Origin of the sequence: Pseudomonas lalkuanensis, from assembly GCF_008807375.1 — a bacterium.
Classification (GTDB): Bacteria; Pseudomonadota; Gammaproteobacteria; order Pseudomonadales; family Pseudomonadaceae; genus Metapseudomonas; species Metapseudomonas lalkuanensis.
Genome location: NZ_CP043311.1, coordinates 3,130,373 through 3,142,933 on the forward strand (window position 1 = coordinate 3,130,373; position 12,561 = coordinate 3,142,933).

Genomic DNA, 12,561 nt, shown 5'->3' on the forward strand with positions numbered 1-12,561 from the left:
CAGACGGATCAGCTCTTGGCCTTGCTCATGTTCACGAACAGCTCGGTGGGGACTTTCTTGCCGTTGGAGATGTACTGGTTGGTGCGGAACTTGTAGACCTCGCCTTCGGACAGGAAGCCGTCCTTGTTGGTGTCCATGGCGATGAATTCCGCTTCGCCATCGGGCGCTACGGTCAGCAGTTCCTTGCGGGAAACCAGGCCGTCGTCGTCGGTGTCGGTGCGGGCGAAGGAGGCGTCGCCGCACTTGCCTTCACCACATTTGCCTTCTGCGGCCTTGGCATTGGTGTTGCCGGCTTCGGCCGCACCGCATTTGCCCTCGCCACACTTGCCTTCGGCGCTGGCGGCCTTGTCGCTGGCTTCGGCGGCGCCACATTTACCTTCACCGCACTTGCCTTCGGCAGCCTTGTCGGCGGCGGCCAGCTGGTAGCCCTGGGGCAGCGCCTCGACGGCGAAGGCTGTGGAAGTGGCAAGGTTCAGGCCGCCAGCCAGGGCGACAGCGATCAGGCCAATGCGGGTTTTGTTCGGAATCTGGGTACGGGACATGGGTCTTCTCCGGGTATGGGTAGCAGGCTTGGTAACCCTGGAGCGAGGCGGTTTGGGGGGCCTCGTTCGGGTTTGGCCATTTCGCCTCAGCCATGTATCCGGGGCGTATCCGCAGCCGGAAGCATTTGTAAGCGAGTCAACGGGGAGAGGGGCCGGATACAAAGGGATACAGGGCCGCCCGAGCCCTTGCACGATGCCGGATTAAAGCCTCCGAGGAATCCTTTGTGCCAACCCGGCGGTGGAATGCGGCTAAACTTCGCCGTTCATTTATGTGAAACGCTTCGCATCTAGGGTTCCCTGATGGATTCCATCCGCGTAGCCCCTGATCCCTGTCGCCAGATCGAACGGCCTCCGCGCCGCTCCGAGCTGCGACTCGCTATTTGTAAGAGTGCCTTGCCTTATGGAAGAAACCCCAACGACCCTGGTCCTGTTGCCGGGCCTGCTGAACGACGAGCGCCTCTGGGCGCACCAGGCCGCCGCCCTCGCCGACGAGGTAGACATCCATATCCCCGACCTCACCCGTGATGACAGCATCGCCGCCATGGCCCGGCGCGTGCTGGACGAAGCCCCTGAGCAGTTCGCCCTGGCGGCACTTTCCATGGGGGGTTACGTCGCCTTCGAAATCATGCGCCAGGCCCCGGAAAGGGTCCTGCGCCTTGCGCTGTTCGACACCATGGCCAGCCTCGACTCACCCGAGCGCGCCGCAACCCGCCAGGGGTTGCTGGAGCTTGCCGAACGCGGTCGCTTCATCGGTGTCAGCCCACAGCTGATGCCGCGCCTGATCCACCCCCGCTGGCTGGACTCCCAGGTATCCGCCACTGTGCAGCAGATGGCCTCGGCCGTGGGCAAGGACGGTTTCGTGCGCCAGCAGCAGGCGATCATCAAGCGTGCCGATTCCCTGCCCATGCTGGGCGACATCCAGGTGCCCACCCTGATCGTGGTCGGTGCCGACGACCAGCTCACACCGGTATCCGAAGCCTGGCTGATGCATGAACGCATCACCGGCTCGCGACTGGAGATTCTCGAACATTGCGGCCACCTGCCGCCGCTGGAAGAGCCCGAACTCACCACCATCCTGCTGAGGGAATGGCTGGCGGTCGAGTTCGATGGCCGGGGCGTACGGGACTTCGTCTACACCTACTGACGGTGTGCAAACCCGTCATTGCTGCGGGTCCACCATCCGGTGTCGTGCAGAGACGAGAGCGATCCGCTTGGCTCTGTCTGCGTTAGCTGTTGCCAGAGTTCAACCGTCGGTCCAGAAGCCTTGTAGGAGCTGGCTTGCCAGCGAAACGGGACCATTCGCTGGCAAGCCAGCTCCTACCGGCAATGCAGCTACTTGCGACACTTGATGCTGACATAGCGATCAGCGTCGCTCCCGCAGCTGTGCCGGCTCAGGCCTTGGCGGTCGCCAGGAAGGCGCCCACGCGCCGGCCCATTTCCTCGCCCAGGGCCTGCAGGCCACTCATGGGACGGACCATCACCTCGAAGTCGACGATCTTGCCCTGCTCGTCGAAGCGGATCATGTCGATGCCCTTCAGTTCGCGTCCATTGACGCTGGCGCTGAACTCCAGCACCACGCTGCTGCCATCGGAGGTGGCCAACTGGCGGTGATAGGTGAAGTCGACGAAGACCTTGAGCACGGTGTTGAGGATGGTGGAGACCACCTTCACCCCCGGATAGGGCGTGTGGGCCATGGGCGAGCGGAACACCACGTCCGCCGCCAACAGTTCGGGCAGTTCGCTGAGGTCTTGCCGCGCGACCATTTCGTGCCAGCGCGCCAGCGAAACGGCGGCCAGGGGATGCAGGTTCAGTTCGGACATGCTGTATTCCTCCCAATCGTTCTTCTTGTGGCAGCACACCCGCCACGCGCCAGCGCGGCGGAGAGCCTGGTGACGGAGGACGATACGAGCCGGGTTACCCCGGCTCAATGATCGAAAATGACAGTCGACTGATCCTGCCGTACAACTTTTGCCGCCCGTTCAGTGGTGCGCGCGGGTCACCAGGAAGTTCGAAAGTTGCGGGTCATCAGCCACTTCGATGGCATGCACCGGACGCGGCAGCTGGTCCAGCACAGTGCGCCAGAAGGCGGTCGCCGCCTGATCCTGGCGATAGAAACGAACCAGCCAATTGCCCTCCCCGCTCGTCAGCACCTGGGTGGCCAGGGCGCGGCCGATACCCAACCGGCGGTACTTCTTCAGGACGAACAGGTCGGCCAGTTCCAGGGCATCGATCCCCGGCAACTCGCTGCGTTCGATCAGCAGGAAGCCGGCAATGAAGCCGTCCACCAGGATCAGGTTGGCGCTCCACTGCGGCTCCTGCCAGTAACGCTCCAGATGCTCGTCGTGGATGTAGAAACGACCGTCCACCTCCACGTCTTCCTGCTCCCAGTCCGAAGACTCGTAGGCATAGAACTGGTACAGGTTGCGGATCAGCTCGGCGTGCTCCGAGCCGGTTTCCACCAGCTCCACCGTGGCGCCACTCATGGCAGGGCCTCGACGATGGGGTGACGGGAAACGGAGTCGCGGATCGAAGGCATGGGCATCTCGTTGAACAGGCATCTGGGCGGGGCGGTCATTCTAACGGACCGGAAGGATGCCGGTGATCACCATGCCCGGCGGCAGGAGGCCCATCAGCCCCCTGCCCCGCAGCCACATCAAACCAGCGGCAGGTTCTTGGTCACGCAGTGGATCCCACCACCGCCGGCGGCGATCGGGTCGATGTTGAGCTGCTCCACCACTCGCCCAGGATAGAGCGTCGTCAGCAGGTCCTTGCAGTACTTGTCCGCTGCCGCGTCGCCGAACTGCGGGGCGATGACGGCGCCATTGATCGGCAGGTAGTTGATGTAGCCCGGCGCGAAATCCGGGTTGTTGCTGGTGTACTGGTTGCTGCGCACCTTCAGGGGCGGCGGCAGGGTGTGCACCACCAGTTTGCCGCCATCGGCATCGGTGGCGGCATTGAGGATTTCCAGGTGCTTGCGGGTAACCGCGTAGTCGTAGGACTTGGGGTCGTTGTCCAGGTTGGCGATCACCACGCCCGGCTTGACGAAGCGCGCGTAGAAGTCGACGTGGGCATCGGTAATGTCCTTGTCCTTGATGCCAGGCAGCCAGATGATCTTGCGCAGGCCGAGGTTGGCCTTCAGTTCGGCCTCGATCTGCGCCTTGCTCATGCCCGGATTGCGGTTGCTGTTCACCCAGCAGCTCTCGGTCATGATCGCGGTGCCGTGGCCGTCCACCTCGATGCCACCGCCCTCGCCCACCAGCGCACTGCGAATGTAGTTGGCCTCCATTTCGTAGCTGAGGGTGCCGGCCACGCGGGTGTCGTTGGCCGCCGTCTGCTTGCTGCCCCAGCCGTTGAAGTTGAAGTCCACCAGACCCAGGCCACCCGCCCCGTCCACCACGAAGCAACCGCCGTAGTCCCGGACCCAGACGTCATCCAGCGCCATGGTGATGAATTCGATGTTGGTGGTGCCGCATTTGTTCTTGGCCTGGGCCAGCTGGCTGGCACGGCAGAGCACGGTGACCGGCTGGTACTTGGCGATGGTCTTGGCCAGTTGGGCGATGGTGTTGTTCACCGCCGTCTCCCAGCCCTGCCAGACGCGGGAAGAGGCCGCGAAGGCCAGGATCACCCGCTCCTGCGTGGCCTGCTCGTCGGGCATGTACCAGCTGCTGGCCAGGGCCGCGGAAATGCGCGACGCATCCAGGCCAAGGCCCAGGGAAGCGACGGCGCCAATTCCGCTGGCGGCCATCATCTGCTTGATGAAGTCACGGCGAGTAGACATGCAAAGTCCTCTGTTGATTGGGATTTCGGGGCGCAGCATCACCCTGCCCGGGTCGCGCCCCGTGCTCTTGGCAGTACGCGGTTTCAGTGGTGGATGGAGGTCTTGAAGGTGGTCCAGGCGCGCATTCGCGCACGCATGTCTCGCTGCGGGATGTCCTTGCCGGGTATCAGCCGCTCGTAGGTGGCTTCGTCCACGTAGATATCCGGGTTGTTGCGCATGTCGGCGGCCACCATCGGTCGTGCCTTGGCGCTGGAGGTGGGATAGCCGGTGGCATTGCTGATCGCCGCCATGTTTTCGGGGCGCATGATGAAGTTGATCAAGGCGTAAGCGTACTCGGGGTGTCTGGCGTCGGCGGGAATGGCCATGGTGTCCATCCAGACCGTGGTGCCTTCGACCGGTATGCGGTACTGGAAGTTCGTCGCCTTGCCAGCCTCGTCTGCGGCGCGCTGGGCCTGGGTCATGTCGCCGCTGTAACCGAGGGACAGGCAGATATCGCCATTGACCAGCTGGGTCACCGGCTGTGACTGGAACTTGCGGATATACGGCTTGATGGAACCCAGCAGTGCGACCGCCTCGGCCAGATCGGCCGGCTTGCTGCTGCGCGGGTTGTGGCCGAGTAATTCAGCACCACGGCCAGCACCTCGTCGGGCGAGTCGATCATCGAGATTCCGCAGTCGGCGAACTTCGCCGCCAGCTCAGGCTTGAAGATCAGGTCCAGGCTGTTCACCGGCGCGCCGGCCAGGCGCTCGTCGATCATCTGCTGGTTGTAGGTCAGACCGATGGTGCCCCAGGTATAGGGCGCCGTGGCATGGCGCGAGTACGGGTAGCGGGTTTGCAGTGTGCGCAGGCCGGGCTCGATGTCATCCAGGTGCTCGAGCCTGCCCGGGTCCAGCTTCTGCAGGGCGCCGGCGCGCATCAGGCGCTCGGCCACGGTGTCGCCGGGGAAGATCAGGTCATAGCCGCTGTGGCCGGACATCATCTTCGCTTCCAGGGTCTCGCTGCTGTCCATCACGTCATAGATGACCTGGATACCGGTTTCCTTGGTGAAGGCGCTCAAGGTGTCCGGAGCGAAGTAATCCGCCCAGTTGTACAGGCGCAGGATCTTCTCCTCGGCCTGGGCCGCGAACTGCGCGCAGACCAGGCCAAGGCTCAGCGAGACGATCAACAGCTTCTTGATGGCTTCCATCTTCAGGCTCCCCGGCGCTGCCAGCGTTCATGGGTTTGACGTCCATCCAGCCCCAGCAGCGGGCCGTACATTTCCGGGCGACGGTCACGGTAGACGCCCCAGTTCAGGCGCTCCTCGCGCATGGCCGTAAGGTCGAGCCGCTGGACCAGCACGCCGGTGCCGTCGCGGTCGGCTTCGGCCAGCAGCTTGCCCTTGTGGTCGGTGATGAAGGACGAGCCGTAGAAGCGCATCCGCAGCTGCGGGTCAGTCGTCGCCACCTCTTCGCCCACGCGATTGGCCGCGATCACCGGAAGGATGTTGGCGGCGGCATGGCCGCGCTGGGCCAGTCGCCAGTGATCGCGGGAATCCAGCGCCGCCGCGCCCGGCTCGGAGCCGATGGCGGTCGGATAGAGCAGCACTTCGGCGCCCATCAGCGCCAGGCAGCGGGCCGTTTCGGGGAACCACTGATCCCAGCAGATGCCGACACCGATCCGCCCGTAGGCGCTATCCCAGACGCGGAAACCGGTATCGCCGGGGCTGAAGTACTCCTTCTCCTGGTAGCCGACGGCGTTGGGGATGTGCGTCTTGCGATACACACCAAGCAGGCGGCCATCAGCATCGGCCACTGCCAGGGAGTTGAAGAAGGCGTTTCCGGCGCGCTCGAACCAGCTCAGCGGCAGTACCACGCCCAATTCCCGGGCAAGGTCGGCAAAGCGCTTGAGTATGGAGCTGCTGCCATATTCCTGGGCCAGGGCGAGGTGCTTGTGGTCCTGCTCGATGCAGAAGTACGGGGTAGCGAACAGCTCCTGCAGGAGGATCAGTTGCGCACCCTTGGCGGCGGCCTCCCGGACCAGGCGCTCGGCCTGGTCGAGGTTGCTTTCAAGGTCCCAGCTACACGCGAACTGGGTGGTGGCGACGGTCAGCATGCTCATACGTCACCCCTTCAGCGGCCAGGCCGGCTGCTGCTGGGTGATGCAGTGCACACCGCCGCCGCCATGGGCCAGGGTATTGATCTGTACCGGCACCACTTCGCGGCCCGGGAACGCCATGCGCAGGGTTGCCGCGGCTTCTTCGTCGGCGGCGATGCCGTAGGCCGGCATGATGACCGCGCCGTTGGCGATGTAGAAATTGGTGTAGGAGGCGCAGAATACTTCGGCGTCCTGATCCACCGCTTCGCTGGCTTCGTAGAGTTCGAGCATCTCGAAACGGCGCCCCTGGGCGTCGGTGGAAAGCTCCAGGGCGCGACGGTTCTCGCGCGCCACCTGGGCGTAGGTCGAAGACTGGTCGCGGGTCGCATCGATCAGCAGCGCACCCGGACGGGCGAAGGCGCATACGCCATCGACGTGGCCGTCGGTCATGTCACCGGTGACGTAATCGGGATCGCCCGGCAGCCAGATGGTCTTCTTCACCCCCAGCAGGCGAGCAAAAATCTCTTCCATTTCCACCTTGCTCATGCCCGGGTTGCGGTTGGGGTTGAGCAGCACGGATTCGGTGGTGATCAGCGTGCCCTGCCCGTCCACATGGATGGCACCGCCTTCGTTGACCAGGAAGGTATCGAGACACTCCAGGCCCAGGTGGCCGAGGATGCGCTGGGCCAGGCTTTCATCCAGGTCGAAGGACGATTTGCTACCCCAGGCGTTGAAGCGCCAGTTGACGCCGGCAGTGCCCAGGCGCGGATGGCAGACGAAGCTCGGACCGGAGTCTCGGCACCAGCTGTCGTTGATCGCCAGTTCCACCAGTTCGATGTTCGCGCCGCAGAGCTCGCGAGCACGGTCCGCGGCGGAGGGGTCGACCACCATCTTCACCGGCTCGAAGCGGGCGATGGCGTTGGCCACGCGGGCGAAATCGACCTGCACGTCGGCCAGGGTCACGCCCCACCCGTTTTCCCAGAGCGCCTGGTTGTGGGGGAAGGCCATCCAGGTGGCAGCGTGCGGAACCCATTCAGCGGGCATTACCCAGCCGTTCTGAGAATCGTTGATTTGCATACAAATGCCTTGATTAAGTTTTTGTTATCACGAATAAACCACGGCCGTGGTAATGGCTTGCATGCTAGGCCTTTAAAAGTGTCGCAACAAACGATAGATTTTGCGGATTACTGATTAGTAGGCCTTATCGATCATGCTGAAACACTGGCCACCGCTGAATGCCCTGCGCGGCTTCGAAGCCGCCGCCCGCCTCGGCAGCTTCCACAAGGCCGCCGAAGAACTGCACCTCACCCAATCGGCCATCAGCCAGCAGATCCGCAGCCTGGAAAGCTTCCTCGAACAGCCGCTGTTTTTCCGCAACGGGCGCAGCGTGGCGCTGACCGATGCCGGCTTCGACCTGCTCAGCACCACCCAGTCGCTGCTGCAGCACCTGGCCGTGGGCATCCGTCGCCTGGACCAGTACCGCAAACCCAACCAGTTGGTGGTCAACACCACGCCCGCCTTCGCCCATCACTGGCTGGTGCCGCGCCTGGCGGACTTCCACCAGCGCCACCCGCAGGTCGACCTCTGGTTGCTGACCACCGACGAGACCCCGGACATGGCCACCCAGACCATCAACATCGCCGTGCGCGACGATCTCAGCGCGCAGGCCGAATGCAGTTTTCGCGTGCTGCTGGAGGACCGTCTGTACCCGGCCTGCCACCCCAGCGTGCTGGAGCTGGCGGCAGACGCCCGCACCACGTTGCACGGCGAGCGTGAAATGGACTGGAGTCACTGGCAGGTACAGGGCGGCGCCAATGTCGGTCAGCAAAGCCAGGGACTGAACTTCTCCGATCCCGGCCTGCTGCTGGATGCCGCCAGCCAGGGGCTCGGCATCGCCCTGGTCAGCCACCTCCTCGCCGGGCGTGCGCGGGACCAGGGCCTGCTCGTGCCCATGTCGGAACAGACAGTGCGCGGCCCGAACTGGAGCTGGCTGGTACGCCGCGAGAACGAGGGCGACCCGCTCACCCGCAGCTTCTGCGACTGGTTGACCGAGGCCCTGGGAGGGAGTTGCGGCGCGCTGGAAAGATCAGGCCGGGGGTAGATTCCTACCAGCCCTTGACCCCGCTCATGTCCGGCAGTCGATGGGCGATCCCCTTGTGGCAGTCGATGCACGTGGCCTTGCCGCCGGCCAATGCCGTCGAGTGCATCTGCCGCGCCCTGACGCTCTGCCGGGTGAAGTCCATGAACTCGAAGTTGTGGCAGTTGCGGCACTCCAGCGAGTCGTTGGCCTTCAGCCGTGCCCATTCGTGCTCCGCCAGTTCGCGCCGCTTTTCGAGGAATCTGTCACGACTGTTGATGGTGCCGAAGATCTTTCCCCAGACCTCCTTGGACGCCTGCATCTTGCGGGCGATCTTGTCGGTCCACTGATGCGGCACATGGCAATCCGGGCAGGTGGCGCGTACACCCGAGCGATTACTGTAGTGGATGGTGTCCTTCAGTTCGACGAAGACGTTATCCCGCATTTCATGGCACGAGATGCAGAAGGCTTCGGTGTTGGTCGCCTCCAGGGCGGTGTTGAAGCCACCCCAGAAGACGATACCCGCCAGGAAACCACCCAGGGTCAGAAAACCCAGGCTGTAATGCACGCTCGGCCGGCGCAGGACGGCCCAGTATTGGCGAAGCAGATTCAACAAGGCTTTCATGCACACCTCACGGCGTTTGCCCGGCGCGCTGCACTTCGTCCTGCAGCACTTGGTCGATGGTGCGGAACCGGTTTTCCACCAGCGGTTTCACATCCGTCTGGGACACGTGGCACTGGTTGCAAAAGTAGCGGCGCGGGGAAACCGCAGCCAGTGCCTGGCCGTCACGGTCCATGTAGTGGGTGATGCTGATCATGGGTGCCTGGGTGCGCGGGGCGTTAGCGCGGCTGTGGCAGGACAGGCACTTGTTGCTGTTCTTGTCCACCTGGTAGCTGCTGATGGAATGGGGAATGGTTGGCGGCTGATCCGGGTAAATGCGTTCGCGCTTGATGTCCTTGTTCTCTTCAGTCGCCAGGGGCGGCGCCGATTGCGTCTCGGTCAGGGTGCCGCCGGGACGACGACCGTCCGGGGCGGGGGCATCCAGCGGATAGTCGGCGGCCTGTACGCCGGCAACCAACAAGGCAAGCAGCAGAGTCAGGGTCTTCATGGTCGTACTCCTTACGCCAGGCTGACCAGTTCGATGCGCACGGCGCACTTCTTGAAATCGGTCTGCTTGGAGATCGGGTCGGTCGCATCCAGGGTGACCTTGTTGATCAATTTGTTGGCGTCGAAGAACGGCACGAACACCATGCCCCGTGGCGGCTTGTTGCGCCCACGGGTCTCCACCCGGGCGCGGATTTCACCGCGTCGGCTGACCAGCCTGATCTCGCTGCCCCGGCGCGCCTTCAGGTCGCGGGCATCGTCCGGGTGCATGTACACCAGGGCGTCCGGCACGGCCCGGTACAGCTCGTCGACACGCTGGGTCATGCTCCCGGTGTGCCAGTGTTCGAGAACGCGGCCAGTGCTCAGCCAGAACGGATAATCCTTGTCGGGCACTTCGGCCGGCGGCTCATAGGGCAACGCGAAGATGATCGCCTTCTTGTCGGGGTAGCCGTAGAACTGAACGCCACTCCCCTTCTCCACGTAAGGGTCGTGCCCCTCGCGGTAGCGCCAGCGCGTTTCCCGCCCCTCGACCACCGGCCAGCGCAGGCCACGCTCCGCGTGATAGGCATCGAACGGCGCCAGATCGTGGCCATGCCCGCGGCCGAATGCGGCGTACTCTTCGAACAACCCTTTCTGCACGTAGAAACCGAAAGCCTTGGCCTCATCGTTGGCGTAGCCCTCGGCCATGTCACTGAGGGGGAAGCGGTCGACCTGGCCATTCCTGAACAGCACCTCGAACAGGCTCTTGCCCTTCAGCTCCGGCGCCTTGGCCAGCAATTCGGCAGGCCACACCTCGTCGGTGTTGAGCCGTTTGGAAAACTCCATCAGTTGCCACAGGTCGGACCTGGCATCCCCCGGCGCCTTGACCAGTTGGTGCCAGAACTGCGTACGCCGCTCGGCGTTGCCGTAAGCCCCCTCCTTCTCCACCCACATGGCACTGGGCAGGATCAGGTCGGCGGCCTGCGCCGAAACGGTGGGGTAGACATCGGAAACGACCACGAAGGCTTCCGGATTGCGCCAGCCGGGAAGAATCTCCTGCATCACGTTGGGCCCGGCCTGCATGTTGTTGCTGACCTGCGTCCAGTACACCTTGAGCACGCCGTCCTTGAGCTTGCGACTCTGCTCCACGGCGTGAAAGCCGGGCTTCTCCTGGATGGTGCCTTCCGGCAACTTCCAGATGTTCTCGGCAGCAGCGCGGTGCTTGGGATTGGCCACCAGCATGTCCGCCGGCAGGCGGTGGGAGAAGGTTCCCACTTCCCGTGCGGTTCCACAGGCCGAGGGCTGGCCGGTAAGCGAGAACGGACTATTGCCGGGTTCGCTGATCTTTCCGGTGAGCAGGTGGATGTTGTAGATCAGGTTGTTGGCCCAGACCCCACGGGTGTGCTGGTTGAAGCCCATGGTCCAGAACGACACCACCTTGCGCTTGGGATCGGCATACAACTCGGCCAACGCCTTCAGGTGTTCGGCCGGCACCCCCGACTCCTTGGCGGCACGTTCCAGGGTGTAGGGTTTGACGAACTCGGCAAACTGCTCGAAGGAAATGTCGTTCCAGCTGTTGGCCTTGGCCGCGTTCTGCGCCTTCTGCTCCAGCGGGTCGGTAGCGCGCAGGCCGTAACCGATGTCGTCGGCCCCCTTGGCGAAGCGGGTGTGCTTGCTCACGAACTCCTGATTGACCGCGCCGCTCTGGATGATGTGGTTGGCGATGTAGTTGAGGATGATCAGGTCGGTCTGCGGGCTGAACACCATGGGAATATCGGCCAGCTCGAAACTGCGGTGCTCGAAGGTCGACAACACCACGACCTTGACATGGGGATAGCTCAAGCGGCGGTCGGTGACCCGGGTCCAGAGGATCGGGTGCATCTCGGCCATGTTCGCCCCCCACAGCACGAAAGCGTCGGTGGCCTCGATGTCGTCATAGCAGCCCATGGGCTCATCCATGCCGAAAGTGCGCATGAAGCCCATGACCGCCGAGGCCATGCAGTGGCGGGCGTTGGGGTCGATGTTGTTGGAGCGCAGTCCGGCCTTCATCAGCTTGTTGGCGGCGTAGCCTTCCCAGATCGTCCATTGCCCGGAACCGAACATGCCGACCGACTCCGGGCCATGCTCCCGGATCGCCGCCTTGTACTTCTCGGCCATGATGTCGAAGGCCTGGTCCCAGGACACCGGCTGGAACTCGCCTTGCTTGTGGTAGGCACCATCCTTCATGCGCAGGAGCGGCTGGGTCAGGCGGTCGATGCCATACATCACCTTCGACAGGAAATAGCCCTTCACGCAGTTTAGGCCCCGATTGACTTCGGCCTTGACGTCGCCGTGGGTAGCCACCACCCGGCCATCCCGGGTCGCCACCATGACGCTGCAACCGGTGCCGCAGAACCGGCACGGCGCCTTGTTCCAATCCAGCTTCGTATTCTCGGCGTCGGTGATCAGGTTGCTGGCGGTGGTGGCAATCGGCAGGCCGGCGGCAGCGACGGCAATGGCCGCGGCCTGCACCTTGGCGAATTCACGGCGAGTCATGCTCATGGGGTGTCTCCTTCTGCGCTGAGGAGTTCGTGATAGACCAGTGCGGCGCTGAGCACGCCAGGCAATTGCTGGATCTGATCGATGCAATCCAGGATCTGCCGTTCATGCTCGACCTCGAGCACCACCACCAGTTTTCCCTCAGGGGAGTGCCGGTGAATTTCCACACCCGGCAACCGCGCGAGATTGGGCAGCAGCGCGGGCATCAGCTCGGGGCGGCAGTGAATCAGCAGGCTGGCGATGTGCAGGATGCCGGGCATAGAGGCATCGACTCCCTTCAGGCCGGCGGACCGGGCGGTCCCATGATCAGCTGCAGCATCCACACGACGAAGCCATAGCCGCCCACTATGGCGATCGACAACAGGGGAAACAGCAGGAAAATCAGAAAGAGGAACAGGCGGGTCTCGTGCCGCTTGTCCAGGCTGGATCTGCCTTTATCGTCCATCACGACAGGCCTCTCGAATTTGTC

At 63.6% G+C, this 12,561-nt stretch carries 13 protein-coding genes and 1 pseudogene; 2 read left to right on the plus strand and 12 right to left on the minus strand.

The genetic code is table 11. The features are described 5' to 3' along the window. Positions 1 to 8: 8 nt before the first annotated feature. Positions 9 to 542, minus strand: a complete 534-nt coding sequence (locus tag FXN65_RS14525; protein WP_151133858.1) for an HvfA family oxazolone/thioamide-modified RiPP metallophore — start codon at positions 540 to 542, stop codon at positions 9 to 11. Between the two features lie 400 nt (positions 543 to 942). Here FXN65_RS14525 and FXN65_RS14530 point away from each other — a divergent pair, with 400 nt between their 5' ends. Then, on the plus strand, positions 943 to 1,686 hold the full coding sequence (locus FXN65_RS14530; protein ID WP_151133859.1) for an alpha/beta fold hydrolase: 744 nt from the start codon (positions 943 to 945) through the stop codon (positions 1,684 to 1,686). A gap of 247 nt (positions 1,687 to 1,933) precedes the next feature. On the opposite strand, the gene FXN65_RS14535 is transcribed toward FXN65_RS14530, so the two are convergent. The 6 genes and pseudogenes from FXN65_RS14535 to FXN65_RS14560 all read right to left on the minus strand — a co-directional run bounded on the left by FXN65_RS14535 (position 1,934) and on the right by FXN65_RS14560 (position 7,470). Beyond that, positions 1,934 to 2,362 carry a nuclear transport factor 2 family protein gene (locus FXN65_RS14535; RefSeq protein WP_151133860.1) on the minus strand — a complete coding sequence of 143 codons (429 nt, stop codon included), beginning with the start codon at positions 2,360 to 2,362 and terminating at the stop codon, positions 1,934 to 1,936. A 159-nt stretch (positions 2,363 to 2,521) separates the two neighbouring features. Next, the gene (locus tag FXN65_RS14540; protein ID WP_151133861.1) at positions 2,522 to 3,025 is read right to left on the minus strand and encodes a GNAT family N-acetyltransferase; all 504 of its coding nucleotides are present in this window, start codon (positions 3,023 to 3,025) and stop codon (positions 2,522 to 2,524) included. A 170-nt stretch (positions 3,026 to 3,195) separates the two neighbouring features. After that, positions 3,196 to 4,320, minus strand: coding sequence for an agmatine deiminase family protein (locus FXN65_RS14545; RefSeq protein WP_151133862.1), 1,125 nt, complete (start codon positions 4,318 to 4,320; stop codon positions 3,196 to 3,198). Between the two features lie 83 nt (positions 4,321 to 4,403). Further along, positions 4,404 to 5,506 (minus strand): annotated as a pseudogene (locus tag FXN65_RS14550) (extracellular solute-binding protein). A 2-nt stretch (positions 5,507 to 5,508) separates the two neighbouring features. Next, positions 5,509 to 6,417: an N-carbamoylputrescine amidase gene (aguB, locus tag FXN65_RS14555; protein WP_151133863.1), complete on the minus strand. Its 909-nt coding sequence runs from the start codon at positions 6,415 to 6,417 to the stop codon at positions 5,509 to 5,511. A 3-nt stretch (positions 6,418 to 6,420) separates the two neighbouring features. After that, positions 6,421 to 7,470 carry an agmatine deiminase family protein gene (locus FXN65_RS14560; protein ID WP_151133864.1) on the minus strand — a complete coding sequence of 350 codons (1,050 nt, stop codon included), beginning with the start codon at positions 7,468 to 7,470 and terminating at the stop codon, positions 6,421 to 6,423. 133 nt (positions 7,471 to 7,603) lie between these two features. Here FXN65_RS14560 and FXN65_RS14565 point away from each other — a divergent pair, with 133 nt between their 5' ends. Then, complete coding sequence (locus tag FXN65_RS14565) at positions 7,604 to 8,494, plus strand: LysR substrate-binding domain-containing protein (protein WP_151133865.1); 891 nt, start codon at positions 7,604 to 7,606, stop codon at positions 8,492 to 8,494. A 4-nt stretch (positions 8,495 to 8,498) separates the two neighbouring features. On the opposite strand, the gene FXN65_RS14570 is transcribed toward FXN65_RS14565, so the two are convergent. From FXN65_RS14570 to napE, 5 genes are read right to left on the minus strand one after another with little or no spacing between them, the layout of a single operon-like run. Then, a complete protein-coding gene (locus tag FXN65_RS14570; RefSeq protein WP_151133866.1) occupies positions 8,499 to 9,095 on the minus strand; it encodes a cytochrome c3 family protein in 597 nt (198 codons plus the stop codon). A gap of 7 nt (positions 9,096 to 9,102) precedes the next feature. Beyond that, complete coding sequence (locus FXN65_RS14575; RefSeq protein WP_151133867.1) at positions 9,103 to 9,579, minus strand: nitrate reductase cytochrome c-type subunit; 477 nt, start codon at positions 9,577 to 9,579, stop codon at positions 9,103 to 9,105. Between the two features lie 11 nt (positions 9,580 to 9,590). Then, complete coding sequence (gene napA / locus FXN65_RS14580; protein WP_151133868.1) at positions 9,591 to 12,095, minus strand: nitrate reductase catalytic subunit NapA; 2,505 nt, start codon at positions 12,093 to 12,095, stop codon at positions 9,591 to 9,593. Beyond that, positions 12,092 to 12,352: a chaperone NapD gene (locus tag FXN65_RS14585; protein ID WP_151133869.1), complete on the minus strand. Its 261-nt coding sequence runs from the start codon at positions 12,350 to 12,352 to the stop codon at positions 12,092 to 12,094. The genes napA and FXN65_RS14585 overlap by 4 nt, the downstream gene beginning before the upstream one ends. A 17-nt stretch (positions 12,353 to 12,369) precedes the next feature. After that, on the minus strand, positions 12,370 to 12,537 hold the full coding sequence (napE, locus tag FXN65_RS14590; RefSeq protein ID WP_151138830.1) for a periplasmic nitrate reductase, NapE protein: 168 nt from the start codon (positions 12,535 to 12,537) through the stop codon (positions 12,370 to 12,372). Between the last annotated feature and the right edge of the window lie 24 nt (positions 12,538 to 12,561).

Coding starts and splice junctions, on each gene's coding strand:
- FXN65_RS14525 (WP_151133858.1), bottom strand. CDS start 542: ATGTCCCGTACCCAGATTCCGAACAAAACCCGCATTGGCCTGATCGCT.
- FXN65_RS14530 (WP_151133859.1), top strand. CDS start 943: ATGGAAGAAACCCCAACGACCCTGGTCCTGTTGCCGGGCCTGCTGAAC.
- napA (WP_151133868.1), bottom strand. CDS start 12,095: ATGAGCATGACTCGCCGTGAATTCGCCAAGGTGCAGGCCGCGGCCATT.
- FXN65_RS14545 (WP_151133862.1), bottom strand. CDS start 4,320: ATGTCTACTCGCCGTGACTTCATCAAGCAGATGATGGCCGCCAGCGGA.
- FXN65_RS14575 (WP_151133867.1), bottom strand. CDS start 9,579: ATGAAGACCCTGACTCTGCTGCTTGCCTTGTTGGTTGCCGGCGTACAG.
- FXN65_RS14570 (WP_151133866.1), bottom strand. CDS start 9,095: ATGAAAGCCTTGTTGAATCTGCTTCGCCAATACTGGGCCGTCCTGCGC.
- aguB (WP_151133863.1), bottom strand. CDS start 6,417: ATGAGCATGCTGACCGTCGCCACCACCCAGTTCGCGTGTAGCTGGGAC.
- FXN65_RS14585 (WP_151133869.1), bottom strand. CDS start 12,352: ATGCCCGGCATCCTGCACATCGCCAGCCTGCTGATTCACTGCCGCCCC.
- FXN65_RS14565 (WP_151133865.1), top strand. CDS start 7,604: ATGCTGAAACACTGGCCACCGCTGAATGCCCTGCGCGGCTTCGAAGCC.
- FXN65_RS14540 (WP_151133861.1), bottom strand. CDS start 3,025: ATGAGTGGCGCCACGGTGGAGCTGGTGGAAACCGGCTCGGAGCACGCC.
- FXN65_RS14535 (WP_151133860.1), bottom strand. CDS start 2,362: ATGTCCGAACTGAACCTGCATCCCCTGGCCGCCGTTTCGCTGGCGCGC.
- FXN65_RS14560 (WP_151133864.1), bottom strand. CDS start 7,470: ATGCAAATCAACGATTCTCAGAACGGCTGGGTAATGCCCGCTGAATGG.
- napE (WP_151138830.1), bottom strand. CDS start 12,537: ATGGACGATAAAGGCAGATCCAGCCTGGACAAGCGGCACGAGACCCGC.